The organism is Jeongeupia chitinilytica (assembly GCF_014652315.1).
Classification (GTDB): Bacteria; Pseudomonadota; Gammaproteobacteria; order Burkholderiales; family Chitinibacteraceae; genus Jeongeupia; species Jeongeupia chitinilytica.
This window is the reverse complement of record NZ_BMYO01000010.1, coordinates 145,337-168,758: the sequence shown is the minus strand read 5'-3', so window position 1 is coordinate 168,758 and position 23,422 is coordinate 145,337. Positions and strand designations below refer to the sequence as shown.

Annotated in this window: 21 protein-coding genes and 1 tRNA gene; 11 read left to right on the top strand and 11 right to left on the bottom strand. The window is 65.4% G+C overall.

Features of this window, described 5'->3' with window-relative positions:
• Window positions 1-29 precede the first annotated feature (29 nt).
• From narI to trhP, 3 genes are all read left to right on the top strand, one after another.
• Window positions 30-755, top strand: a complete 726-nt coding sequence (narI, locus tag IE097_RS17545) for a respiratory nitrate reductase subunit gamma (protein ID WP_189462197.1) — start codon at window positions 30-32, stop codon at window positions 753-755.
• Window positions 755-1,489 (top strand): peptidylprolyl isomerase, encoded by a 735-nt coding sequence (locus IE097_RS17540; RefSeq protein ID WP_189462196.1) that lies wholly within the window; start codon window positions 755-757, stop codon window positions 1,487-1,489. The genes narI and IE097_RS17540 overlap by 1 nt, the downstream gene beginning before the upstream one ends.
• Before the next feature lie 817 nt (window positions 1,490-2,306).
• Window positions 2,307-3,668 carry a prephenate-dependent tRNA uridine(34) hydroxylase TrhP gene (trhP, locus tag IE097_RS17535; RefSeq protein ID WP_189462195.1) on the top strand — a complete coding sequence of 454 codons (1,362 nt, stop codon included), beginning with the start codon at window positions 2,307-2,309 and terminating at the stop codon, window positions 3,666-3,668.
• Here the strand turns inward: trhP and IE097_RS17530 are convergent.
• Window positions 3,665-5,074 (bottom strand): aminotransferase-like domain-containing protein, encoded by a 1,410-nt coding sequence (locus IE097_RS17530; RefSeq protein ID WP_189462194.1) that lies wholly within the window; start codon window positions 5,072-5,074, stop codon window positions 3,665-3,667. The two genes, trhP and IE097_RS17530, sit on opposite strands and share 4 nt — an antisense overlap.
• A 147-nt stretch (window positions 5,075-5,221) precedes the next feature.
• Between IE097_RS17530 and IE097_RS17525 the strand changes: the two genes are divergently transcribed.
• The 4 genes from IE097_RS17525 (at window position 5,222) to ccoG (ending at window position 9,282) form a co-directional block, all read left to right on the top strand.
• Window positions 5,222-6,649, top strand: coding sequence for a cytochrome ubiquinol oxidase subunit I (locus tag IE097_RS17525; RefSeq protein ID WP_189462193.1), 1,428 nt, complete (start codon window positions 5,222-5,224; stop codon window positions 6,647-6,649).
• Window positions 6,646-7,650 carry a cytochrome d ubiquinol oxidase subunit II gene (cydB, locus tag IE097_RS17520; RefSeq protein WP_229797649.1) on the top strand — a complete coding sequence of 335 codons (1,005 nt, stop codon included), beginning with the start codon at window positions 6,646-6,648 and terminating at the stop codon, window positions 7,648-7,650. Before IE097_RS17525 ends, cydB begins: the two co-directional genes overlap by 4 nt.
• Window positions 7,650-7,778, top strand: coding sequence for a DUF2474 family protein (locus tag IE097_RS17515; protein WP_189462192.1), 129 nt, complete (start codon window positions 7,650-7,652; stop codon window positions 7,776-7,778). Before cydB ends, IE097_RS17515 begins: the two co-directional genes overlap by 1 nt.
• A gap of 82 nt (window positions 7,779-7,860) precedes the next feature.
• Window positions 7,861-9,282 carry a cytochrome c oxidase accessory protein CcoG gene (gene ccoG / locus IE097_RS17510; RefSeq protein ID WP_189462191.1) on the top strand — a complete coding sequence of 474 codons (1,422 nt, stop codon included), beginning with the start codon at window positions 7,861-7,863 and terminating at the stop codon, window positions 9,280-9,282.
• 209 nt (window positions 9,283-9,491) lie between these two features.
• Here ccoG and IE097_RS17505 read toward each other — a convergent pair.
• Window positions 9,492-9,581 (bottom strand) — tRNA-Ser (locus IE097_RS17505).
• A 111-nt stretch (window positions 9,582-9,692) separates the two neighbouring features.
• On the opposite strand from IE097_RS17505, the gene mltF reads away from it, so the two are divergent.
• Both mltF and gltX read left to right on the top strand, forming a co-directional pair.
• Window positions 9,693-11,156 carry a membrane-bound lytic murein transglycosylase MltF gene (gene mltF / locus IE097_RS17500; RefSeq protein WP_189462190.1) on the top strand — a complete coding sequence of 488 codons (1,464 nt, stop codon included), beginning with the start codon at window positions 9,693-9,695 and terminating at the stop codon, window positions 11,154-11,156.
• Window positions 11,157-11,272: 116 nt separating this feature from the next.
• Window positions 11,273-12,682 carry a glutamate--tRNA ligase gene (gene gltX, locus IE097_RS17495; RefSeq protein ID WP_189462189.1) on the top strand — a complete coding sequence of 470 codons (1,410 nt, stop codon included), beginning with the start codon at window positions 11,273-11,275 and terminating at the stop codon, window positions 12,680-12,682.
• A gap of 55 nt (window positions 12,683-12,737) precedes the next feature.
• On the opposite strand, the gene IE097_RS17490 is transcribed toward gltX, so the two are convergent.
• Window positions 12,738-13,235, bottom strand: coding sequence for a superoxide dismutase family protein (locus IE097_RS17490; protein WP_189462188.1), 498 nt, complete (start codon window positions 13,233-13,235; stop codon window positions 12,738-12,740).
• Window positions 13,236-13,316: 81 nt separating this feature from the next.
• On the opposite strand from IE097_RS17490, the gene nagZ reads away from it, so the two are divergent.
• Window positions 13,317-14,840, top strand: a complete 1,524-nt coding sequence (nagZ, locus tag IE097_RS17485; RefSeq protein ID WP_189462187.1) for a beta-N-acetylhexosaminidase — start codon at window positions 13,317-13,319, stop codon at window positions 14,838-14,840.
• 303 nt (window positions 14,841-15,143) lie between these two features.
• Complete coding sequence (locus IE097_RS17480; protein WP_189462186.1) at window positions 15,144-15,638, top strand: hypothetical protein; 495 nt, start codon at window positions 15,144-15,146, stop codon at window positions 15,636-15,638.
• A gap of 66 nt (window positions 15,639-15,704) precedes the next feature.
• On the opposite strand, the gene IE097_RS19555 is transcribed toward IE097_RS17480, so the two are convergent.
• The 8 genes from IE097_RS19555 to IE097_RS17435 all read right to left on the bottom strand — a co-directional run bounded on the left by IE097_RS19555 (window position 15,705) and on the right by IE097_RS17435 (window position 23,404).
• Window positions 15,705-17,636, bottom strand: coding sequence for a glycoside hydrolase family 19 protein (locus tag IE097_RS19555; RefSeq protein WP_308429731.1), 1,932 nt, complete (start codon window positions 17,634-17,636; stop codon window positions 15,705-15,707).
• 465 nt (window positions 17,637-18,101) lie between these two features.
• Entirely contained in the window at window positions 18,102-19,400 is a 1,299-nt protein-coding gene (gene aroA, locus IE097_RS17465) for a 3-phosphoshikimate 1-carboxyvinyltransferase (protein WP_189462208.1), read from the bottom strand.
• A 103-nt stretch (window positions 19,401-19,503) separates the two neighbouring features.
• Window positions 19,504-20,184, bottom strand: coding sequence for an anti-sigma factor (locus tag IE097_RS17460; RefSeq protein ID WP_189462185.1), 681 nt, complete (start codon window positions 20,182-20,184; stop codon window positions 19,504-19,506).
• A complete protein-coding gene (locus IE097_RS17455) occupies window positions 20,181-20,726 on the bottom strand; it encodes an RNA polymerase sigma factor (RefSeq protein ID WP_189462184.1) in 546 nt (181 codons plus the stop codon). Before IE097_RS17455 ends, IE097_RS17460 begins: the two co-directional genes overlap by 4 nt.
• A gap of 83 nt (window positions 20,727-20,809) precedes the next feature.
• Window positions 20,810-21,832 carry a lipopolysaccharide heptosyltransferase II gene (gene waaF / locus IE097_RS17450; RefSeq protein WP_189462183.1) on the bottom strand — a complete coding sequence of 341 codons (1,023 nt, stop codon included), beginning with the start codon at window positions 21,830-21,832 and terminating at the stop codon, window positions 20,810-20,812.
• 2 nt (window positions 21,833-21,834) lie between these two features.
• A complete protein-coding gene (locus tag IE097_RS17445) occupies window positions 21,835-22,194 on the bottom strand; it encodes a cupin domain-containing protein (protein ID WP_189462182.1) in 360 nt (119 codons plus the stop codon).
• 73 nt (window positions 22,195-22,267) lie between these two features.
• Complete coding sequence (locus tag IE097_RS17440) at window positions 22,268-22,468, bottom strand: zinc-finger domain-containing protein (protein WP_189462181.1); 201 nt, start codon at window positions 22,466-22,468, stop codon at window positions 22,268-22,270.
• 15 nt (window positions 22,469-22,483) lie between these two features.
• On the bottom strand, window positions 22,484-23,404 hold the full coding sequence (locus IE097_RS17435) for a branched-chain amino acid transaminase (protein WP_189462180.1): 921 nt from the start codon (window positions 23,402-23,404) through the stop codon (window positions 22,484-22,486).
• Window positions 23,405-23,422: the final 18 nt, after the last annotated feature.

The following is a 23,422-nucleotide window of genomic DNA, read 5'->3' as shown; positions in this document are numbered from 1 at the left end:
GGCGGAGGCGCCGGTGAAGGAGTCGTGTGATGGATGCCGGAGCCTATCTGCACCAGTTCCTGTTCGGGTTCTATCCCTATGTCGCGCTGACCGTGTTCTTTGTCGGCAGCCTGCTGCGGTTCGATCGAGAGCAGTACAGCTGGCGGGCCGATTCGTCGCAGTTACTGCGCAAGAAGCAGCTGCGCTGGGGATCGAATCTGTTCCACTTCGGTGTACTGGTGGTTTTCGCCGGCCACCTGGTCGGCTTCCTGATGCCCGAGCCCATCGTGCTGGCGTTCATGAACGAACATGTGCACGAACAGCTGGCCATGATCGGTGGCGGCATTGCCGGGGTGGCGGCGATCATCGGTCTGTCGATCCTGATCCACCGGCGCCTGAGCGAGCCGAGGCTGCGCTCCAACAGCCGTCCGTGGGATCTGCTCATTGTCGCGATTCTGTGGGTACAACTGGCGCTGGGGCTTGCGACGGTCTATTTCTCCTCATCCAGGGTCGATGGCTACAGCTTCCAGGCGCTGATCTATTACGTTCAAGGCATCGTGATTTTCAGGCCGAACAATGCCGAACTGCTGGCAACGATACCTTGGGTCTACAAGGTGCACATTTTTCTGGGATTGACGGTTTTTCTGGTTTTCCCGTTCACCCGGCTGGTGCACATCTGGAGCGGATTCGCATCGGTGTTCTACCTCTTGCGTCCGTTCCAGCTCATGCGCACACGCCGCACCGTTCGGGCCCGTGGCGTGCAGGGGATGAAGTGATGGAAGGGGGCATCGACTCGCCAATCCGGATCAACGGTATTGCCGTGGATGCCGGCGAGCTGGCCAGTGCCGAGAGCGCTGCGGTGTACGAGCTGTTGCGCCAGCATGCGCAGGCACAGGGACTGCTGGATCCGCAGGCCGAGGACGACGATGTTCAATCTGCCATCGAGGAGCTGCTGGCCCGGGACGTCGTCGTACCCGAGGTCGACGAACCGGCCTGTCGCCGCTATTTCGACGCGCATGCAGGCGACTATGTCGTGGGCGAGCGCGTCGCGGTGAGGCACATCCTGTTCCGCGTGACCCAGGGGGTACCGGTACCGGCCTTGCTCAATCAGGCACAACAGGTCCTGCAGGCCGTGCTGGCGGAGCCGGGGCGCATGGGTGAGCAGGCCAGACAGTATTCCAATTGCCCGACCGGCGCGGATGGCGGTGCGTTGGGCTGGCTCGCCCGTGGCGATGCCGTGCCCGAGTTCGAGCAGAGGGTGTTTGGCGGCCAGACGATCGGTGTGCTGTCACAGCTGGTACGAACGCGATACGGCTTTCACGTGGTTGCAATCGAGGCGCGCGAGCCGGGGCGGGCACTTGATTTCGAGCAGGTGCGGCAGCAGGTCTCGCGGCAACTGCAGACAGGTGCGCTGAAGCGCGCGTTGTCGCAGTACGTGCAGCTGCTTGCCGGCAAGGCCGAGGTCGAAGGCGTCGAGTTGGCACAGGCCGATTCACCGTTGCTGCGCTGATTGTCCACGGATGCGCTGGGCAACGATGTGGGCGGGCTGTGGGTAAGCAGGACAAGCCTTTGTTCCGACGGGCTTATTGTCGGCAGCCCTTCTTTTCAGCAGCACCGTGGACTCGTCCACCGTTCCGGTGTGCCGGCGTGTTGACGCGCTGTGGATAGTGGATCCAAGCCCTTGATCGGTCTGGGTTTTGTATTGCTGCCTGTTTTTTGGGCTGCATTGACGGCGGGATATGCCGGATGGCATCGGCCGGTGCCGGCTGGCCGGTCTTGTGGGTAAGTGTGTTCGTCATTTGTGCACGAACTGGCCAAGTTGCTGTTCATTCAAGACATTTTGACCGCATGCAGTTCGGGCACCGGGAGCGCGCCTGTCCCCAGTTCCGGACTGCAACGGTGTGGGAAGGCTGTGGATAGTGTCGCTAGGCGACTGTTTTGTTTGGCCTTCCTGTCGCTGCCTAATTCCTTGGCAACGGGCGGGCGGAGGGCAGGCGCTGACCCTCAGTGCGGTACCCGCGGGTGATCTTGTCCACTCGTCCACCGTTTTGCCGGAGCAACGGTGTGAGCGGGCTGTGGATCGTGTGCCCAGTCGCTTGTTTTGACGTGGTTTTTTTTCGTTGCCTGAATTTTGTGCAGTGGCTGGCCAGCCGTTCGGCCGCCGGTTTTATCCACTCATCCACCGTTTTACCACCGCAAAGATGTGGGAGGGCTGTGGGTAAACGGTCCAAATGACTGTTTGCAATGTACTTTTCCGGGCTGCTCAACGAATGAGCACCGCAGCGGCTGCGATACAATGTCGGACTTCCGATGTTCGACACGCCGTCATGCCACTCAAAGCCCCCGAACTGCTTCTGCCCGCCGGCACGCTGGAAAAAATGCGCGCCGCCTACGATTTCGGCGCCGACGCGGTTTACGCCGGCCAGCCGCGTTACAGCCTTCGCGCGCGCAACAACGAGTTCCGGCTCGAGCAGATCAGGCAGGGTATCGACGAGGCGCACGCGCGCGGCAAGAAGTTCTTTGTCGCCAGCAACATCCTGCCGCACAACGCCAAGGTCAAGACCTACCTCGCCGACATGGCGCCGGTGATCGCGATGCAGCCCGACGCGCTGATCATGGCCGACCCGGGCCTGATCATGATGGTGCGCGAACGCTGGCCCGAGCAGGCCATCCACCTGTCGGTGCAGGCGAACACGGTCAACTACGCCGGCGTGAAGTTCTGGCAGTCGCTGGGGCTCGAGCGGGTGATCCTGTCGCGCGAGCTGAGCCTCGACGAGGTCGAGGAAATCCGCCAGCGTTGCCCGGACATCGAACTCGAAGTATTCATCCACGGCGCGCTGTGCATTGCCTATTCGGGCCGCTGCCTGCTGTCGGGTTATTTCAATCACCGTGATCCGAACCAGGGTACCTGTACCAACGCCTGCCGCTGGGATTACAAGATGAGCGACACGCAGGCCGACGACGCCGGTGACGTGCAGCCGGTGAAGATCGACTTCGATTTCAACCGCGCACTGGGTGAGGCCGAGCAGTCGTTCGCCGCCTGCGGCGGTGCCGAGCGCCATCCGCTGGCCGACAAGACCTATCTGATCGAGGAGGCGAGCCGGCCGGGCGAGCTGATGCCGATCATCGAGGACGAGCACGGCACCTACATCATGAACAGCAAGGATTTGCGCGCGGTGCAGCACGTCGAGCGGCTGGCGAAGATCGGTGTCGATTCGCTCAAGGTCGAGGGCCGCACCAAATCGCTGTACTACGTCGCCCGCGCGGCGCAGGTCTACCGCCGCGCGATCGACGATGCTTGTGCCGGCAAGCCGTTCGATCCGGCGCTGCTGGCCGATCTCGAAGGGCTGGCCAACCGTGGCTATACCGACGGCTTCTACCAGCGCCACTACACCCACGAGGCGCAGAACTACCTCGACGGGCACTCGAAGGCCAGGCGCAGCCAGTTCGTCGGCGAGGTCAAATCGGTCGTCGACGGCTGGGCCGAGATCGACGTGAAAAACCGCTTCGAAGTTGGCGACGAGCTGGAGATCATCCACCCGTCCGGCAATCAGGTCATCACGCTGACCGCGCTGCGCGGCAAGGAAGACGAGGCGCTGGCTGCCGCGGCCGGCAACGGCGTGCATGCGAGCATGCCGCTCGACGCGCGTTTCGATGGCGCGCTGATCGCCCGGCTGCTGCGCGACTAGGCCCCGGCGGCCAGCCGGCCCAGCGTCGCCATGCCCTGTTCGAACGCGGCCGACCACGGCGAGCCGTAGTTGAGCCGCAGGCAGTGGCGGTAGCGGCGGCTGGCTGAAAAGATCGGCCCCGGTGCAATGCTGATGCCGTGCTCGATCGCTCGGCGGTGCAGCGCCAGCGTGTCGAAGCCTTCGGCGAATTCGACCCAGAGGAAGTAGCCGCCGCTCGGTCGCGAGACGCGCACCCCGGCGGGGAAGTGCGCAACCAGCGCGCGGTTCATCTCGGCCAGCTGCGATTCGAGCGCGTAGCGCAGCTTGCGCAGGTGCTTGTCGTAGGCGCCGGTGTGCAGGTAGTCGGCCAGCGCCACCTGTGCCGGCACACTGGCCGATAGCGTCGTCATCAGCTTCAGCCGCTCGATCCGCTGGCCGAAGCGGCCCGGCGAGACCCAGCCGATCCGGTAACCGGGTGCCAGCGTTTTCGAGAACGAGCTGCAATGCATCACCAGCCCCTGCGTGTCGAAGGCCTTGGCCGGCAGCGGCGCATGCTTGCCGAAATACAGCTCGCCGTAGACGTCGTCCTCGATCAGCGGGATCTGGTGGCGCGCCAGCAGCGCGACCAGCGCCTTTTTCTTTTCTTCGGCCATGCTCGCGCCGGTCGGGTTCTGGAACGAAGTCATGAACCAGCAGGCCTTGACCGGGTGGCGTTCGAGCGCGCTGGCCAGCGCGTCGAGATCGAGCCCGTCGCGCGCGTGGACCGGGATTTCAAGTGCCTGCATCCCCAGCCGCTCGATCGCCTGTGTCGCCGCGTAAAACCCCGGTGATTCGATCGCGATCACGTCGCCGGGCTGTGCGACAGCGGCCAGGCACAGGTTCAGCGCCTCGAGCGCGCCGTTGGTGATGACGATCTGCTCGGCCGGTTGCGGCATGCCGAGGCCGAGGTAACGCAGCGCGATCTGCTGCCGCAGCGCGGCATGGCCGGGTGGCAGGCTGGCGACGGTGTCCCACGGGTCGATGAAGCGCGTCGCCGACGCCAGCGACCGCGCCAGCCGTGGCAACGGAAACAGTTGCGGCGACGGGAAGGCCGAGCCCAGTGGCAGGATGGTCCGGTCGCCGACGGCACCAAGCACCGAAAACACCAGCTCGCTGACGTCGACCGGCGTCGACAACTGCGTCGTGCTGTCGGCGGCCGGTTCGGGCGGCAGCGGCTGGCGGGTGCCGGCGACGAAGTAGCCCGAGCGCTCGCGCGCCCGCACGAGGCCGCTTTTTTCCAGCAGGTAGTAGGCCTGGAATGCCGTCGACGGGCTGACCCGGTATTGCGCCATCACCTTGCGGATCGACGGTAGCCGGGTGCCCGGCGCCAGCCGGCCGTTGCGGATGTCGGCGGCGATCAGTTCGGCGATTTCCTCGTAGCGTTTCATGGCGTTCCGGCCGCGGCCCCGTTCATCTGATACGCAAAAATATCATTTTTCTGATTCTGTTACCCGTTGGCTACGATGGGAATACTGGGAACACGGCCCGGTAGGTGCCCGGCGCCGCCGGGAGGACGCGGGGCGACGGGAGTGTTTATGAGTACCCTGACCGCGGTCGACCTGGCGCGCATCCAGTTCGCGTTTACCGTTTCCTTCCATATCGTCTTTCCGGCGATCAGTATCGGGCTGGCGAGTTTCATCGCCGTGCTCGAAGGGCTGTGGCTCAAGACCGGCAAGCCGGTCTACCTCGACCTGTGCCGCTTCTGGTCGCGCGTGTTCGCGGTCGCCTTCGGCATGGGCGTCGTCTCCGGCGTGGTGATGAGTTACCAGTTCGGCACCAACTGGAGCGTGTTCTCCAACTTTGCCGGCAGCGTTACCGGGCCCTTGCTGACCTACGAGGTGCTGACGGCGTTTTTCCTCGAAGCCGGCTTCCTCGGCATCATGCTGTTCGGCTGGAACAAGGTCAGCCCGCGCGCGCACTTCGGTGCAACGCTGATGGTTGCGATCGGCACGCTGATCTCGACGTTCTGGATTCTGGCGTCGAACAGCTGGATGCAGACGCCGGCCGGTTTCGACATCGTCGACGGTCGCGTGGTGCCGACCGACTGGTGGGCGGTGATCTTCAACCCGTCGTTCCCGTACCGGCTGGTGCACATGACGCTGTCGGCCTTTGTCGTCACCGCCCTGCTGGTCGCAGCGACGGCGGCGTGGCATCTGCTGCGGCAGCGGCGCGATGCGGCGATCAAAACATCGTTTTCGATGGCGCTCGGCATGCTGGTGATCCTCGCGCCGCTGCAGGCTTTCGTCGGCGACCTGCACGGGCTCAACACGCTCAAGCACCAGCCGGCCAAGCTCGCGGCGATCGAGGGCATCTGGGAAACCGAGCAGGGCGGTACCGCGCTCAACCTATTCGGCATTCCGAACATGAAGGAGGAGCGTACCGACTATGCGCTGGCGATTCCGCATCTGGGCAGCCTGATCCTCACGCACTCGTGGGACGGCGAAATCCGCGGCCTGAAGGAGTGGCCGCCGGAAGACCGGCCGAACTCGCTGATCGTGTTCTGGAGCTTCCGCATCATGGTCGGCCTCGGCCTCCTGATGATCGCGCTGGCGGGGCTGTTCCTGCTGATGCGCTGGCGCGGTCGCCAGTTCGACAGCCGCCTGTTGCAGCGTTTTGCACTGTGGATGGGGCCGAGCGGTTTCGTCGCGCTGCTGGCGGGCTGGGTGACGACCGAGGTCGGCCGTCAGCCCTGGGTGGTGTACGGGCTGCTGCGCACCGTCGACGCGGCGTCGCCGGTGTCCTACCAGCAGGTCAGCGTGTCGCTGCTGATCTTCGTGATCGTCTACTTCCTCGTCTTCGGGACCGGCATCTATTACATGCTCAAGCTGCTGCGCACCGGCCCGGTGGCCGACGAGCACACGCCGGACGGCGAACGCGAGCCGATCGGCCAGACCGCGACGTATTCGGGCAGGCGCCCGCTGTCCGGCGCCGACGACCTCATCGACGAAGGAGCACAGCAATGATCGACATCACCCTGGTCTGGGCCGGCATCATCGCGCTCGGCGTCTTCATCTACGTGATGCTCGACGGTTTCGATCTGGGCATCGGCATCCTGTTTCCGTTCTTCCCGAACGAGGCCGATCGCGACGTGATGATGAACACCGTCGCACCGGTCTGGGACGGCAACGAAACCTGGCTGGTGCTTGGCGGCGCCGGGCTGTTCGCGGCGTTTCCGGTCGTGTATTCGGCGGTGCTGTCGGCGCTTTACCTGCCGCTGGTGCTGATGCTGGTCGGGCTGATCTTCCGCGGCGTCGCGTTCGAGATCCGCGCCAAGGCGACGCGCACGCGCCATCTGTGGGATCTGGCCTTCATCGCCGGCTCGGTACTGGCGACGTTCTGCCAGGGCGTGGCGCTGGGTGCCTACATCCAGGGCATCAAGGTCGTCGGCCGCGAGTTTGCCGGCGGCGGTTTCGACTGGCTCAGCGCATTCAGCCTGTTCACCGGCCTCGGTCTGGTCCTCACCTATGCGGTGCTCGGTTGCGGCTGGCTGATCATCAAGACCCAGGGCGAACTGCAGCGGCGGATGATCGTGCTGATGTCGCCGCTGACCGGGCTGCTGCTCGGTGCGATTGCCGTCGTCAGCGTCTGGACGCCGCTGATCGAGCCCGCGGTCGCGGCGCGCTGGTTCAGCCTGCCCAACTTCTTCTGGCTGGCACCGGTGCCGCTGGCGGTGCTCGGCTGCGCATGGGGCATCCGCCGGGCGCTCCGGCAGGGGCGCGACTACGCGCCGTATTTTCTGGCGCTGGCGATCGTTGCCCTCGGTTATTGCGGTTTCCTGATCAGCATCTGGCCCTATCTGATCCCGCCGGCGGTGACGCTGTGGGACGCCGCGGCGCCGGCGAGCAGCCAGTCGTTCACGCTGGTGGGCGCGCTGATCATCATTCCGGTCATCCTCGCCTACACCGCGCTCGGTTACTGGGTATTCCGCGGCAAGGTCCACGCCGACGACGCGGGGTACCACTGATGCGCGCCGCCGAACGCCGGGGCCGCTGGCGCGGCGCGCTGTGGTTCGTCGGCCTGTGGCTGGCCGGCGTGCTGGCGCTGACACTCGTCGCCGGCTTCTTCCGCCTGCTGATGCGCTGGGCGGGCTAGCAGGGCTCGCGGCCGGGGCGCCATGCCGTTCCGGCCTCTGTAAAGCAGCGAACACTAATATATATATGTAATCGGATTCGAGATGCGCAAAACCATCCCCATTGTCCCGGTGCAGCCCGAGGCCGGCTTCGAAACGACGGTCAACGTTGCCGGCCGCCGCAAGATCCACGCCCGCATGGCGCACGGCTTCTGGAGCAACTGGCGCATCGCCGCGGTGGTGGCGACGCAGCTGTTCTTCTATCTGGTGCCGTGGTGGCAGATCGATGGCCAGCAGGCGCTGCTGTTCGATCTGGAAACCTTCCGCTTCAACGTCTTCGGCATGGTCTGGCTGCCGCAGGACCTGATCTATCTGGCTGCGCTGCTGATCTTCTGTGCGGTCGCGCTGTTCGCATGGACCGCGGTGGCGGGGCGGCTGTGGTGCGGGTTCACCTGTCCGCAGACCGTCTACACCGAAATGTTCATGTGGATCGAGCGCTGGGTCGAGGGCGAGCGCAACGCACGGATCAAGCTCGACCGCGCGCCGCCGTCCGCCGGCAAGGTCGCCCGCAAGGCAATCAAGCACGGGCTGTGGATTGCGCTGGCGCTGTGGACCGGCTTCACCTTCGCCGGCTACTTCACGCCGATCCGGCCGCTGTGGCAGGCGACGCTGGCGTGGAGCGTCGGCGGCTGGACGACGTTCTGGATACTCTGTTACGCGCTGATCACCTATGGTCACGCCGGCTGGCTGCGCGAACAGATCTGCCTGCACATGTGCCCGTACTCGCGCTTCCAGAGTGCGATGTTCGACCGCGACACGCTGGTCGTCAGCTACGACAGCCGGCGCGGCGAGCCACGCGGCGGCCGGCGCAAGGATGCCGACTTCGCCGGCGACGGGCTGGGCTCGTGCGTCGACTGCACCGTCTGTGTCCAGGTCTGTCCGACCGGCATCGACATCCGCAACGGCCTGCAGTACGAATGCATCGGCTGCGGCGCCTGTATCGACGCGTGCAACGACGTAATGGACAAAATGAGTTACCCGCGCGGGCTGATCCGCTTCACCACCGAGCACGCGCAGGCGGCCAGTGCGGGCAGGGCGACCATCGCCCGGCGGATGTTGCGGCCCAAGGTACTCGCCTATGCGGCGGTGCTGTTCGCGGTCGCCGGCGCATCGGCGATCGGCCTCGTGAATCACCAGCCGCTCAAGCTCGAGATCGCCCGCGACCGGGGCAGTCTGGCACGGCTGAATGACAACGGTGATGTCGAGAACGTCTATCTGCTGACGATCCAGAATGTCGATGCGCGGCCGCACCGGCTGATGGTGCGTGCCGAGGGGTTGGCGGGGCTCCGGAGTTCGCTGCTGGCGCCGGTCTCTGTTGCCGCCGGAGGAAGTGAAACCGTGTCGCTGCGATTGAGCGCCGCCGACGGGAGCGTGCGCGCCGGCCGGCACGACATCCGGCTTGCAGTCACCGCGATCGATGACGACGGCATTGGCATCAGCGAAATGACCACGTTTTTCGGCCGCTGATCCGCGGCCCGGCAGCAGAAAAGCCGACCGTCCGGCGCCGCCGGGCGGTCGGGACCATGACAATCCGGACTTGCGGATTGCCGATTCGCGTTTATCTTGAACAGGGCGTGCCGGTTCCGGGTGAACCGGAGGACGCTGCCGGCGTGAAGGATGGCCGGAAATGAAAAAACCCTGAATTCTTTCGAATTCAGGGTTTTTGTATGGGGTCTTGGCGGAGAGGGTGGGATTCGAACCCACGGTAGGCTTGCACCTACGCCTGATTTCGAGTCAGGTACATTCGACCACTCTGCCACCTCTCCGGCAAGAGAGACGCAATATACACGGCTTTTCGGAAAATGCAAAGTCTTTACGTTTGTGTTGCAGAAAAACTGTAGGCAGAATGCACGCCAACAGCATTATTCTGGAGTGGCATGAAGAACTGGTTGATGGCTTTGGCGACAGTAGCCCTGGTGGGATGCGGCGACATGCCGGCAAATACCGCCCACCAAGCGCCCCCCTGGACCGAATCGCGCGAGCTGGTTGTACTCGTGCAGAACGGTCCGACGACGTTCTATGTCGATGCCGAGGGGCATTACGCAGGGCTGGAATATGATCTCGTCACGCGTTTCGCGTCCGAAAACGGACTCAAGGTGCGCTTCGTGGTCGAACCCAACTACGCAAAGCTCTTCGAGCGGCTCCAACGCAACGAAGCGCATCTGGCAGTCGGCGTGCACCAGACGACGGACGAAAGCGGAATCCGCTTCGGCCCGACGTATCAATCGGTGCGCCCGGTCCTCGTCTACCGCAACGATCGCAGCGAACAGTCGGCGATCAACGCGATCATGAGCGGGGCTGCCACCGTCGAGACCATGCCGCAGTACGTGCAGGGTCTCGACCAGCTCAAGACCAAATCACCGTCGCTGACCTGGCGTGTTGCCGAGGCCGGTGACAGCGAGGAACTGGTCGAGGCGGTCGCGCAACGCAAGATCGATTACGCGATCGTCGGCTCGCAAGTGGCCGAACTGGCGCAAAAATACTACCCGCAGGTGGCCATTTCCGAGAAAAGCGGCGACCCGCAGCAACTGGCGTGGGCGATGCGCGACGACGATGGCGAACTGCAGACCAAGCTGACGCAGTTCTTCGCCGAAGTCCGTGCCGACAAGTCGCTGGCCAAGCTCACCGACCGCTATTACGGCCATGTCGACCGTATTGCGCCGCCGGATTCGGTTGCTTTCCTCAGCAAACGCACCAGCGTGTTGCCCAAGTACCAGAACTGGTTCAAGAAGGCCGAGGCCGAAACCGAGATCGACTGGCGCCTGCTGGCCGCGCTGGCGTATCAGGAGTCGCACTGGGATCCGAACGCGGTCTCGCCGTTCGGCGTGCGCGGGCTGATGATGCTGACGACCGATACCGCGCAGCGCATGGGCGTCGACCGGCTGAACCCGCAGCAGAGCATTCTCGGCGGCGCACGCTATCTGGCGTTGCTGCGTGACGGTCTCGACGACGCCGTCGCCGAGCCCGATCGCACTTGGCTGGCGCTGGCGGCGTACAACGTCGGCCTCGGACATCTGCTCGACGCTCGCGAACTGGCGCGCCGGCAGGGCAAGAATCCGGACAGCTGGGCCGACGTGAAGACCACGCTGCCGCTGCTGCGCGATCCGAAGTACTACAACACCGTGCGATTCGGCTATGCCCGTGGCGGCGAGCCGGTGGCCTACGTCGAGACGCTGCGCAGCTTCTACGACATCCTCGTGCGCTTCGAGGCACCGGCCACCCCGGCCGAGCCGCGACTGGCCGCCAATGTCGAAGTCCAGAACCCGGCCAACCGCATCCTGCAGATCAACAATCGCGTCGCCCGGGCCAAGACCAAGCCGGTCATGACTGCTGCGCTGTAAAGCGCATTGCCGTTCCAGTGTGAATCCGCCGGCCTCGTGGCCGGTTTTTTCTGTCCGCTGCACGGGCAGGCGGCAGCGGGTAAAATGGCGCCTTTGCGATTCACACCTCTGCCGCCATGACTGCTCCGACTTCCGCCATCCGCACCCGTTTCGCGCCCAGCCCCACCGGCCTGCTGCACATCGGCGGCGTGCGCACCGCGCTGTTCTCCTGGGCCTACGCCCGCAAGCACCAGGGCGTATTCGTGCTGCGCATCGAGGACACCGATCTCGAGCGTTCGACACCGGAATCGGTCGCCGCGATCATGGACGGCATGCACTGGGTCGGCCTCGACTACGACGAGGGCCCGTTCTACCAGATGCAGCGGATGGACCGGTACAAGCAGGTCATCGCGCAAATGCTGGCTTCGGGCCATGCCTACCATTGCTACTGCTCGCGCGAAGAGCTCGACGCCATGCGTGCCGAGGCCGAGGCGCGCGGCGAGAAGCCGCGTTACGACCGCCGCTGGCGGCCCGAGGACGGCAAGGTGCTGCCGGCGGCGCCGGCCGGTGTGTCGCCGGTCGTGCGTTTCCGTACCCCGATCGACGGTGTCGTCGCCTGGGATGATCAGGTCAAGGGCCGGATCGAGATCTCCAACACCGAACTCGACGACCTGATCATCGCCCGCCCGGACGGTACGCCGACGTACAACTTCTGCGTCGTCGTCGACGACTGGGACATGCAGATCAGCCACGTGATCCGCGGTGACGACCATGTCAACAACACGCCGCGGCAGATCCACATGTACCAGGCGCTGGGCGCTGCGGTGCCGGTGTTCGCCCATCTGCCGATGATCTTCAACGATCAGGGGCAGAAGATGAGCAAGCGCCGCGACGCGGTGAGCGTCGTCGACTACGACAAGATGGGCTTCCTGCCCGAAGCGCTGCTCAACTATCTGGCCCGCCTCGGCTGGGGGCACGGTGACGACGAGTTCTTCACCATGGACCAGTTCGTCGAATGGTTCGACCTTGCCGATGTCAGTCCGAGCCCGAGCCGTTTCGACCGCGACAAGCTGCTGTGGCTGAACGCACAGCACATCAAGACCGCCGAGCCGCAGCGCCTGGCCGAACGCGTTGCCGCCTTCCTGACCGACAAGGGGGTCGATACCGCCAGCGGTCCGGCGTTGACGGACGTCTGCGTACTGCTGAAGGATCGCAGTCAGACATTGGTCGAGATGGCCGATCAGGCCGAGTACTTTTATCGCCCGCTGGTGCCGAGTGCCGACGTGGCCGAGAAGCACCTGACGCCCGACGACGAAGCGCGTCTCGGTTTCTTCGCCGAAGGCGCAGCCAGACTCGAGACCTGGGATCAGGCCAGCCTGGGGGCGTTCATCAAGGACTTCGTCAAGCAGCAGGGCGTGAAGATGCCGCAGGTCGGCATGCCGCTGCGTGCCAAGGTGTGCGGCATCACCAATACGCCGTCGGTGGACGCGGTACTGGCGCTGATCGGCCGTGACGAAGTGCTGCGCCGGCTGGCGATGCGCAACTGAGTGTTCGGGGCCGTCGATGCGGCCACAGGCGCTGAATTGATCGCGCCAGGGCGATCTAGTTGATCACGCCGCAGGCAATGCGGGCACCGGAGTTGCCTGCCGGCTGGCTCTTCAGGTCGTCCGCGCCGGCGTGAACCACCAGGGCCCGACCGCGCAGTGTGTCGAGCTGGACACCGCGGACCGTGATCGAGGTCGAGACCCGGCCGTCGGCCCCGGCCACGACGTTGCCGAGGTCGCCGGCGTGATGGTCCGGTGCATCCGGGCTGCCGTGCTGGTGCTTGTCCGGATTGAAGTGACCGCCGGCGCTGCTCGCATCGGGGGCCGAACAGTCCCCCTTTTCGTGAACGTGAAAGCCGTGCTGTCCCGGTGTCAGTCCGCTGAGTGTGACGTCGAGCAGCAGCGTATCGCCGCTCTGGCGGAATCCGACCTTGCCGGTCGCGGTCTGGCCGCTGGTTGGCAGCAGGGTGGCCTGTGCCTTTTGCGGCGTTTGCGGCATCATCGAGCAGGCGGTGGCGAGCACCGCGAGGCCGGTCAGCATGAGGGTGGCGCGCATCGCAGGCTCCGGGTTGGTGGTCAAAGGCCGATTACTTTGATGTAGCCTCGCGGCACGGTCGGGGCAAGCTGGAGAAGACGAATGAACGTGCAGCAACAGATCGGCCAGCTGCTGATGGCCGGATTCGACGGATTCGTACCGTCGCAGGGCATCGAGCGGCTGATCCGCGCCCGGGGCATCGGCGGGGTGATCCTGTTCCGCCGCAACGTCGAGTCGCCGGTGCAAGTGGCCGCGCTGTGCCGCCGGCTGCAGCAGATCAATGCCGAAGTCAGCGAGGTGCCGCTCCTGATCGGCATCGATCAGGAAGGCGGCATGGTGATGCGGATCGAGGACGGCATGACGCCCTTGCCGTCGGCGCTGGCCTATCAGGCCGCAGGTTCGGTCGACGACTGCCGCGAGCTGACGCGGATCGGCAATGCCGAGCTGGCGGCCCTCGGCATCAACATCAATTTTGCCCCGGTCCTCGACGTAAACAACAACCCGGCCAATCCGGTGATCGGCGTGCGCGCCTTCGGCGAGGACGTCGACACCGTGTGCCGATACGGGCTGGCCGCCCTCGACGGCATCCGGGCGGCCGGGCTGGCGGCGACGGTCAAGCATTTCCCCGGCCATGGCGATACCGATACCGATTCGCACCTCGGCGTCCCGCGCGTCGGCCACGACCGGGCGCGGCTCGACGCGGTCGAGCTGGCGCCGTTCCGGGCCGCGATTGCCGCCGGTGTCGATGCGGTGATGAGCTCGCACGTGGCCTTTCCCGCGGTCGAATCCGATCCGGACCTGCCGTCGACGCGCTCGCACTCGGTGCTGACCGGACTGCTGCGCGCCCAGCTCGGCTTCGACGGCGTGGTCATTACCGACTGTCTGGAAATGGATGCCATCGCCAAGGGGCCGGGCGGTACGGTCGGCGGGGCGGTCGACGCGTTCCGGGCCGGCGCCGACGTGCTGATCATCTCGCATCGCGAGGACCGGCAGCAAGGGTTCCTCGATGCCATGCATGCGGCGGTCGACGCCGGCGACATCGATCCGGCACGGATTGGCGCATCGGTCGCGCGGATTCTGGCGCTCAAGCGGCGTCTGCCGGACTGGCGCACTCTTCCGGCCGACCCGGTGCCGGCGTTGCGCGGCGAGTCCGGACTGGCGCTGGCCAGGCAAGTGCAGAAAAGGGCGGTACGCCGTCACGGTAGCGGCATCGATCCGCGCAAGCCGGTCCTGTTGCTGACGTTCGAGGTCCGGACGCGGACCGAGATCGACGAGGTGGCGCTGGGCAAGGCGGCGCTGGTGCGCGATACCCTGGCGACGCCGCTGCAGGCCGCCGGTGTCCGGGTCGAGGAACTGGCCCTGCCGCTGGCGCCCGATGCGGCCGAGGCCGCAGCAGCGCTTGCACTGGTCGCCGGTGCCGCGCAGATCGTCTGCGTCAGCTACAACGCCGTGCTGCAGCCGGCGCAACGTGCGCTGATTGCGGCCTTGCCGCCGGATCGGCTCTGGCTGGTCGCGGGCCGGTTGCCCTACGACGTCGATCTGGTGCCGCATGCGGCAGGGCGACTGGCCGCCTTCGGCAACAGGCCGGCGATGCTGGTCGCGATTGCCGAAGCGCTGCTGCGCTGAGCAAAAAAATGGGGAGCCGAAGCTCCCCGTCAAGACCGCATGCCCCAGGCAAAGGCATGAGCAGCATCCTGGGCCGGCGATGGCCGGCTCGGGTGACCGCAACTTGCGTGCGACTCACCACTGAAGTGGTCTTATCCATGTCATTGGTATAGAACCACCATGGTAACTTCGATAGTTGTATTGTCAAGAAAGTCGCCGCGTTTTCCCGTTTGTTTTCAAGCGATTTGCCGACTTTGACCTTTCAATGACTGCAGGCTTGCGTTGTCGGTGTTCGGGAAGGCGATTTCAGTGGTCTTGTCGTGGATGAACGGCTGGTCTGCTCGTCCTGAACCCGGGAAACGATCGGGTATACTGGCCCCCCGTTTGTTTCGCCAGAATGTCGATGCCATGCGTATCCTGCTTGCCCTGATGCTGAGTTTTTCCCTCTGCAGTGCGTTTGCCGAGGATGCGCCTCTGCCGTTCGACGATCCGGCCGCCTTGCCGCCTGCGGCGGCGCGCAGCGCGCCGGCGCCGAAAACCAGCCGTGCACAGCCGGTGTCGCACAAGGCGACCAAGGGCAAGCACGCGAGTGCCAAGACCGCGAAGTCGCACTCGAGCAAGCAGGTCGCCAAGAAGGGCCACGGCAAGCGGCATGCCGCCGCGACCGGCAAGCATCGCAGCAGCAAGGCGTCGAGCCACGCGGGCAAGTCGAATGCAAAGGCGTCAAAGCACAAGACGGCAAAGCGGTCGACCTCGCCGGCCAAAAATACGGCGGCCAAGCAGCATCACACCAAGACGGCGAAGACGTCACACCGCTGAGCCGGACAGGATGAACAATTGAAAACGGGGGCCACGGCCCCCGTTTTTCATGGCCGGGGCTGGCGCTTACTTCAGCGTCACGCCCCAGTTCTTCTCGACGCACTTCACGTAGTTGCCTTCGATCAGCGCGTTGTACGGCGTCTGGTAGCTGACCAGCATGCACTGGTTGTCGCCGCCGGTGTTCCAGTTCTTTTCCCAGTAGATGTTGTACGCCGCCGAGCTGCCCGGGCCGAAGCGCTGCATCGTCGCGCAGCTCAGCTGCTCCTTGCTGTAGTCCCAGCCCAGTTCGCGCGAGAACTCCTTGTAGTAGTCGATCCGGTTCTGCGCTGCCTGCTTCTCGGTGCCGAGACCGCATTCGGCGTTGATGATCTGGATCGTCGTCGCGAAGTTGTTGCCGGTACCGGCAGCCTGGTCGGTCTGGTTCGGTACCCAAGTGCCGTCGATCACGTGCAGCATCGACGGTTTCGGCGGTTGCGGGTAGACGAAGAAGAACGTTGCGCTGGCGAGGTTGAGCCAGGTCGACGCGACGAGGTCCGGTTCGTTCAGCAGCTTGAACTGGTCGCCGTTGTACATCGCCTGCGAGAACGGGCCGTAGTTGTAGTTGTACGAGAGCTGCTTGGCGCCGCGGCCGAAGTACTTCTTCCAGCTGCCGTCGGCGTTCTTGCCGCAGGTCCACACGGTGTTGAAGACCGGATCGGCGCACTCGGTGTTGTAACCGCAGCTCGGACCGGTTTCATCGCAACCCATCTCGCGCAGGTACTTCAGCGCCTGACGCCATTCGGGCACGGTGTCGTTCTTGTTGTGGTCACCAGTTTCCTGCGCGAAGTGCGCGAACATCGTCGCCAGACTGTGGCGGCAGATCGCATCGGCGTCACGGCCGTCCTTGTAGTCGTCGCAGATCGCCGGGAACTTGGCGTTGGCCTGCAGGAAGCGCTGATAGGTGTAGCTCGGTTCGCGGCGCGGGAACAGGTATTCCCACTTGGCTTCGGGCAGGATGCGCTCGATGCGCTTCACGTTGACCGGATTGTCGGCCTTGCCCGGCGCCACAGCGTCAACCACGGCGTTCGGCGCGGTACGGATCGACGCCTTGATGGTGCGGAAGAAGTCGTTGTTGGTCAGCTCGACTTCCTTGGCCTCGGCCTGGGCCTTGGTCGGAACACCGCCCGGTGCCGGCGTCGGCGTGGGCGTGGGCGTGCTGCCACCGGTGGACCCGCCGCTGCAGGCACCAGAATCAACCCAGACGCCGCCCTTGCTCGGGTCGTCGCCCTTGGTCCACCACTTGGCGCTGTAGTTGTGGTTCAGATAGCTGGCGCTGGCGCCACCGCTGTACGCGGTGCCGGCATCCCATGCGGCGACGCAGGCCGTGCCGGCCGGGGTCGGTGCAGGTGTCGGAGCGGGTGTCGGAGCGGGTGTCGGAGCGGGTGTCGGAGCGGGTGTCGGAGCGGGTGTCGGAGCGGGTGTCGGAGCGGGTGTCGGAGCGGGTGTTGGCGCCGGGGTCGGTTTCGGAGTCGGAGCGGGCGTCGGAGCGGGCGTCGGAGCGGGCGTCGGAGCGGGCGTCGGAGCGGGCGTCGGAGCGGGCGTCGGAGCGGGCGTCGGAGCGGGCGTCGGAGCGGGCGTCGGAGCGGGCGTCGGAGCGGGCGTCGGTGCAGGCGTCGGAGCAGGCGTCGGTGCNGGCGTCGGAGCGGGCGTCGGAGCGGGCGTCGGAGCGGGCGTCGGAGCGGGCGTCGGAGCGGGCGTCGGAGCGGGCGTCGGAGCAGGCGTCGGAGCAGGCGTCGGCGTCGCGCCGCCGGCGTTGCCGATCAATTCCCACGGGCCCCATTGCTCGGCGCCGGGCGTGTTGCCCTGCGTCCACCACTTGGCCTTCCAGGTCTTGCCGGCGTAATCGACCGACTGGCCGGCGGTGTAAGTGGCCTTCGCGTCCCAGGCGGGGGCGGCGTGGGCCAGTTGGGCAGCAAAGACTGCAGCCACGGCGAGCGCGGCAATTTTCGGATAATGCATCTCGACTCCATCGTTATGTGTGGCGACGGGGCGGGACCGAGCCGTGCCACTGTGGTCATGCAAAAAAGCATGGCGATGGTATCACCGCATCCGGACGCCGAATCCGGGCCGAAAAGTTGTAAGCCGGGACCGGATCGGTGCTTTTCAAGGGCCGTGCCCGGTTCACCGGTGCGGCGTTTTGCACGTCGAGCGCATCGGGAATGCTGGAAAATCAAGCTGGTATCAACAGGCTGACCGGTTTGAGGCCAGTGCCGGGCGAGGCCTGCAACGATGCAGTCGATCCGGAGGACGCAGGTTTGTCGCGCACATGCAGCCGACGCACGTCACCATCGGCACGGCGGACGGCAGACGCTTGCCGCACCGACAGGCCTGTCGGTTTACGCCATGCGTGGCCTTGACCGGGTTAGTCTGACTGAAAAAGAAAGAAGGCCGGCATGGCCGGCCTTTGCTGGGGATGCCGGTGGATCAACCGGCGATGCGGGCAAGCTCGGCAAAATAGGTCGGGAAGGTCTTGGCCGTGCAGTTCGGGTCGAGAATCCGGATCGGCACGCCGCCGAGCGCCACCAGCGAGAAACACATGGCCATGCGGTGATCGTCATAGGTGGCGATTTCGGCATTCGGTGTCAGTGCGGTGGGCGGCGTCACGACGATGTAGTCCTGGCCTTCCTCGACGGTGGCGCCGACCTTGCGCAGCTCGGTGGCCATGGCGCTGAGGCGGTCGGTTTCCTTGACGCGCCAGCTTTCGATATTGCGGATCGTCGTGGTGCCGTCGGCGAACAGCGCGGCGACGGCAATCGTCATGGCTGCGTCGGGAATGTGGTTGAGATCGACATCGACGGCCTGCAGTCTGCCCGAGGCCGGCGGTGCGACTTCAATCCAGTTCGGTCCCCAGCTGACCTGTGCGCCCATCTGCTCCAGCGTTTCGGCGAAGCGCTTGTCGCCCTGGATGCTGTCGGCACCGACGCCCTCGACCCGCAGCGCGCCGCCCTGTGCTGCGATCGCGCCAGCCGCGAGGAAGTAGGACGCGCTCGACGCATCGCCCTCGACGAAGACCTCGCCCGGGCTCACATAGCGCTGGCCCCCGCAAATGAAGAACTCCTGCCAGTTGCGGTTTTCCACGGTCACGCCGAACTTGGCCATCAGGTTCAGCGTGATTTCGATATAGGGCTTGGAGATCAACTCGCCGACCAGCTCGATGGTGACGTCTTCGCCGCTCAGCGGCAGCGACATCAGCAGGGCGGTGAGGAACTGGCTCGAGACATTGCCCTTGACCGGAATGCGCCGGCCGGCACCGATCTGGCCCGGGTGGATCGCCAGCGGCGGGAAACCTTCGTTGCCGAGATAGTCGATCTTCGCACCGGCCACGCGCAGCGCATCGACCAGATCACCGATCGGACGCTCGTGCATCCGGGCAACGCCCTTGAGCGTGTATTCACCGCCGGCCATGGCCAGCGCGGCCGTCAGCGAACGGACTGCGGTACCGGCGTTGCCAAGGAAAAACTCGCCCTGCTTGACCGGAAAGACCCCGTTGCCGCCCTGGACGGTGAAATCACGCGTGTCGCCTTGCTGGCGGCAGGCGATGCCGAGCGCATCGAGTGCTTCGAGCATACGCTGGGTATCGTCGGAGCCGAGCAGGCCGCGGATCAGCGTTTCGCCTTCGGCGAGGGCTGCCAGCAGAAGAATGCGATTGGAAATGCTCTTGGAACCGGGGATTTGCACGGTGCCACGGACGTGGGCGATCGGGTCGAGGTCGAGGAATTCCATGTTCAGGCAGGCAGGATTGGGGGAAACCCCGATCATAGCGCGGCGGCGCCGGTTTCTGCGACCGTTGGCGCGCCGTATCGGCCCGGTTTCGGCCAGCCCCGGCTCAGAGGCTGAGCATCCTGCCCGAATACAGGACCGGGCCGGTCGGCTGACCGGTGGGGGAGCCCCCCGGGGGTTCGAGGCTGACTGCGAGTGCGGGAATCAGGCCGGCCCGCTGCTTGAGCACGATCACCGTCTTGCCGTCCGGGGCGATCAGCCCCAGCGACTGCGGCTGACCACCGGCGGGCAGCGCCCACAGTTCCAGTGCCTTTCGGCCGGAAACCTGGCGCAGGTCGTTCAGCGGTTTGATCTGCAGACGGCCGTCGCGCGTGGCGCTGGCCAGCAGCGCAATCTGCGCTTGCGGATCCTGCAGGACGGCAAGGTACTGGGCTTCGGCCCCGCGCTGCACCAGCACCGGATAGATCACCACGCCGGCGAGCAGCATTGCGGCAAGGCTGCCGGCCAGCGTGCGCCAGAGTGCCAGCCCGCGCCAGCTCCATGCCGGGACGGGCTGGCGTGCCCGGAGCCGGTCGGCAATGCCGCGCCAGACACGGGGCGGCGGGGAGACTTCGGGCAGGGCGTTGGCGAGCGGCAGCAGCCGCGCTTCCCAGCCGGTGACGGCACGGCGCAGATTGGCATCGGCGTACATCAGTTTTTCGAAACGGCGGCGCGCCGGCCCGCGCAGGCTGCCGAGCACGTACTGGCCGGCCAGCCGGTCACGCAGTTGCGGGTTGAAGGTTCTCATTCCAGGCATCCTTTCAGCTTCTCCAGACCGCGCCTGACCCAGCTCTTGATCGTGCCGATCGGCTGGCACAGGTGCTGCGCGACTTCGCTGTGGCTGAGTCCTTCGAAGAAGGCCAGCGCAATGGCCTGGCGCTGATGGCCTTCCAGCCCCTTCAGGCAACCGGCCAGCTGCGCGCTCGATTCCTGTGTCAGCAGCAAGGCCATCGGCCCGGGCGCATCGTCGGCCCAGCTTGCGGCAAAGTCGTCATCGGGGGCGGGGACCTCGAGGTTCGGCCGGTCGAGCCGGTCGAGACAGCGGTTGCGGACGATGCGCGTCATCCAGGTCATCGGCTGGCTTTTCAGCGGATCGTAACGGCCGGCGTGCTGCCAGATGCTGACATAGCACTCCTGCAGGACCTCTTCGGCCCAGTCCCTTCTGCGCAATATACGGAGCGCAACGGCAAACAGTTTCGCCGAGGTGAGCCGGTACAGCGTTTCGAGCGCGCGCTGCCGGCCGAGACTGCACTCGCCGAGCAGGGCATTCAACTGGTCAGGGGGCGGCATGCGGGCGTCCGTGTCTTGGGTCTGACCAATATAGTCAGTTTTGCGCGCACGCCTCCCGAAGCCGGGACGCCGCTGGCGATGCCCTAGCGGACGGGCTTGACCGGGATCAGCCGTTCGACGGCGGCATCGACGCGGTCGGCATCAAGCTGGTTAAGGCAGTTCATGTGTTCGAGCGGGCAGGTACGCTTGAAGCACGGCGAACACGACAGCTGCAGCGAGACGATTTCGGCGTGGTCGGTCAGCGGCGGGGTGAAGCCCGGGCTGGACGAGCCGTAGACCGCCGCCAGTGGCACGTTCAGCGCGGCGGCCACGTGCATCAGCCCCGAGTCATTGCAGACCGCGACTGCGGCCAGGCTCATCAGGTCGATCGCTTCGGCGAGGCTGGTCTGGCTGGCGAGGTTGATCACCCCGGGCGCCAGTGCGGCGATCTCGCCGGCGATTTCGGCGTCCTTGTTCGAGCCGAACAGCCAGACCTGTTCGCCACGTGCCATGCGCTTCCTGGCGAATTCGGCGAAGTGGCGTGCCGGCCAGCGCTTGGCCGGGCCGTACTCGGCGCCCGGGCAACAGGCGACGATGGGTTTGGCGGTGTCGAGGCCGAGCTTGGCCAAGGTCGCCGCGCGCGCGGCCGGGTCGATTTTCAGCTGCGGGTAGTGCTGACCGGCCGGCAGCGGTGCGCCATCGGCCACCGCAAGCGCGACGAAGCGCTCGACCATTTTCGGGTAGCGATCCTTGTCGAGCCGGCGCCAGTCGTTCAGCAGGCCGTAGCGCGATTCGCCGAGCCAGCCGGTGCGAACCGGAATGCCGGCAAAGGCCGGTACTAGCGCGCTCTTGAGCGAGTTCGGCAGCAGGATCGCCTGATCGTAGCCGCGCTTCTTCAGCTCGCGGCCGATGGCCCAGCGCTTTTTCAGCGCCAGCTCGCCATGGCCGAACGGGTTGTCGATCGCTTCGCGGATTTCCGGCATGCGCGCGTGCACCGGTCGGGTCCACGCCGGCGCGAGCACGTCGATGGCGGCGCCCGGATGCTGGCGCTGCAGTTCGGCATACAGCGGTTGGGCCATGATGGCATCGCCGACCCAGGCAGGAGCGACGATCAGGATTTGCTTCATCGTTAACAGCTCACGGTGTGGGGCGCGGGGATGCGGTCATTGTGCGAGGGCGGTTGCGAGACCACAAGAAAGCGCGCGTCGATCTCGCCAAGGTTGGCGACCTGGTGCGCCTGCATCGGTGCGATCTCCAGCCCCTGGCCGGCGGTGACGTGATGCTCAATCCCATCGACCTCGATCGCCAGTTCGCCGGCCAGTACGTAGAAGAACTGCGTTGCCTGCGTGTGGGCGTGGCGCACTTCGCTGCCGCCGGGCGGCACGCGCTCTTCGATGACCGACAGTCCGGCTTGTCTGACCAGATGCCAGCCATCGCACACGCCGCCCCAGCGGTAGTGCTCGGCGGTTGTGGTATCGATCACGCTCATGATGTGCTCCGGTCCGGGCGCTTCAAATGACAAAGCGGCGCATGCGCCGCTTTGTCATTCGCTGCTTCGGGTCTTAGTGGCCCTTGATCACTTCGCCTGCTTTCAGGCGATAGTGCGTGCCGCAGTACGGGCACTGGCCTTCGCCGGTCTTGGACAGGTCGATGAACACGCGCGGGTGCGAGTTCCACGCGACCATGTCCGGCATCGGGCAGTGCAGCGGTAGATCGTGTGCGGTGACTTCGATCTGGGTCTTGGTGTTTTCGTGCAGTTGCATCTTGGTGTTCCTGAATCAGGCCAGTGTCAGCCATTCGGCGCGCTTGGCATCGCGGCCCTGGACGATGTCGAAGTAGCGCTTCTGGATTTCCGCGGTGATCGGGCCGCGCGTGCCGACGCCGATGGCGCGGTTGTCGAGTTCGCGGATCGGCGTGACTTCGGCAGCGGTACCGGTGAAGAACGCTTCGTCGGCGATGTAGATTTCGTCGCGGGTGATGCGCTTTTCGATGACCTGCAGGCCCATCTCGGTCGCGATCTCGAACACCGTGTTGCGGGTGATGCCGTCGAGGCACGAGGTCAGGTCCGGCGTGTACAGCTTGCCCTTGCGCACGACGAAGATGTTCTCGCCCGAGCCCTCGGCCACGTAGCCGTCGACGTCGAGCAGCAGCGCTTCGTCGTAACCGTCGCGGGTCGCTTCGGTGTTGGCGAGGATCGAGTTCATGTAGTTGCCGTTGGCCTTGGCCTTGCACATCGTGATGTTGACGTGATGGCGGGTGAAGCTCGAGGTCTTGACGCGGATGCCGCGCTCGATGCCTTCGGCGCCCAGATACGCGCCCCACGGCCAGGCGGCGACGATCACGTGCACGTCGTTGGCCGGCGGCGCCACGCCGAGCTTGCCCGAGCCGTAGAAGGCCATCGGGCGCAGGTAACACGACGCCAGCTTGTTCTCGCGAACGACGGCCAGTTGCGCCTCGTTCAGTTCTTCCTTGCCGAACGGCATTGCCATGCCGAGGATCTTGGCCGAGTTGAACAGCCGGTCGGTGTGGTCCTGCAGGCGGAAGATCGCCGCACCCTTGTCGGTTTCGTAGGCGCGCACGCCTTCGAACACGCCCATGCCGTAATGCAGCGTGTGGGTCAGGACGTGTGTGGTCGCTTCGCGCCACGGGACCAGTTTGCCGTCATACCAGATGACGCCGTCGCGGTCAGCCATCGACATAGGTGTTCTCCTGCGAAT

What these genes read in the sequence shown, in the direction of transcription:
- narI (WP_189462197.1), top strand. Translation starts at nt 30, where the DNA reads ATGGATGCCGGAGCCTATCTGCACCAGTTCCTGTTCGGGTTCTATCCC.
- IE097_RS17540 (WP_189462196.1), top strand. Translation starts at nt 755, where the DNA reads ATGGAAGGGGGCATCGACTCGCCAATCCGGATCAACGGTATTGCCGTG.
- trhP (WP_189462195.1), top strand. Translation starts at nt 2,307, where the DNA reads ATGCCACTCAAAGCCCCCGAACTGCTTCTGCCCGCCGGCACGCTGGAA.
- IE097_RS17530 (WP_189462194.1), bottom strand. Translation starts at nt 5,074, where the DNA reads ATGAAACGCTACGAGGAAATCGCCGAACTGATCGCCGCCGACATCCGC.
- IE097_RS17525 (WP_189462193.1), top strand. Translation starts at nt 5,222, where the DNA reads ATGAGTACCCTGACCGCGGTCGACCTGGCGCGCATCCAGTTCGCGTTT.
- cydB (WP_229797649.1), top strand. Translation starts at nt 6,646, where the DNA reads ATGATCGACATCACCCTGGTCTGGGCCGGCATCATCGCGCTCGGCGTC.
- IE097_RS17515 (WP_189462192.1), top strand. Translation starts at nt 7,650, where the DNA reads ATGCGCGCCGCCGAACGCCGGGGCCGCTGGCGCGGCGCGCTGTGGTTC.
- ccoG (WP_189462191.1), top strand. Translation starts at nt 7,861, where the DNA reads ATGCGCAAAACCATCCCCATTGTCCCGGTGCAGCCCGAGGCCGGCTTC.
- mltF (WP_189462190.1), top strand. Translation starts at nt 9,693, where the DNA reads ATGAAGAACTGGTTGATGGCTTTGGCGACAGTAGCCCTGGTGGGATGC.
- gltX (WP_189462189.1), top strand. Translation starts at nt 11,273, where the DNA reads ATGACTGCTCCGACTTCCGCCATCCGCACCCGTTTCGCGCCCAGCCCC.
- IE097_RS17490 (WP_189462188.1), bottom strand. Translation starts at nt 13,235, where the DNA reads ATGCGCGCCACCCTCATGCTGACCGGCCTCGCGGTGCTCGCCACCGCC.
- nagZ (WP_189462187.1), top strand. Translation starts at nt 13,317, where the DNA reads ATGAACGTGCAGCAACAGATCGGCCAGCTGCTGATGGCCGGATTCGAC.
- IE097_RS17480 (WP_189462186.1), top strand. Translation starts at nt 15,144, where the DNA reads ATGAACGGCTGGTCTGCTCGTCCTGAACCCGGGAAACGATCGGGTATA.
- aroA (WP_189462208.1), bottom strand. Translation starts at nt 19,400, where the DNA reads ATGGAATTCCTCGACCTCGACCCGATCGCCCACGTCCGTGGCACCGTG.
- IE097_RS17460 (WP_189462185.1), bottom strand. Translation starts at nt 20,184, where the DNA reads ATGAGAACCTTCAACCCGCAACTGCGTGACCGGCTGGCCGGCCAGTAC.
- IE097_RS17455 (WP_189462184.1), bottom strand. Translation starts at nt 20,726, where the DNA reads ATGCCGCCCCCTGACCAGTTGAATGCCCTGCTCGGCGAGTGCAGTCTC.
- waaF (WP_189462183.1), bottom strand. Translation starts at nt 21,832, where the DNA reads ATGAAGCAAATCCTGATCGTCGCTCCTGCCTGGGTCGGCGATGCCATC.
- IE097_RS17445 (WP_189462182.1), bottom strand. Translation starts at nt 22,194, where the DNA reads ATGAGCGTGATCGATACCACAACCGCCGAGCACTACCGCTGGGGCGGC.
- IE097_RS17440 (WP_189462181.1), bottom strand. Translation starts at nt 22,468, where the DNA reads ATGCAACTGCACGAAAACACCAAGACCCAGATCGAAGTCACCGCACAC.
- IE097_RS17435 (WP_189462180.1), bottom strand. Translation starts at nt 23,404, where the DNA reads ATGTCGATGGCTGACCGCGACGGCGTCATCTGGTATGACGGCAAACTG.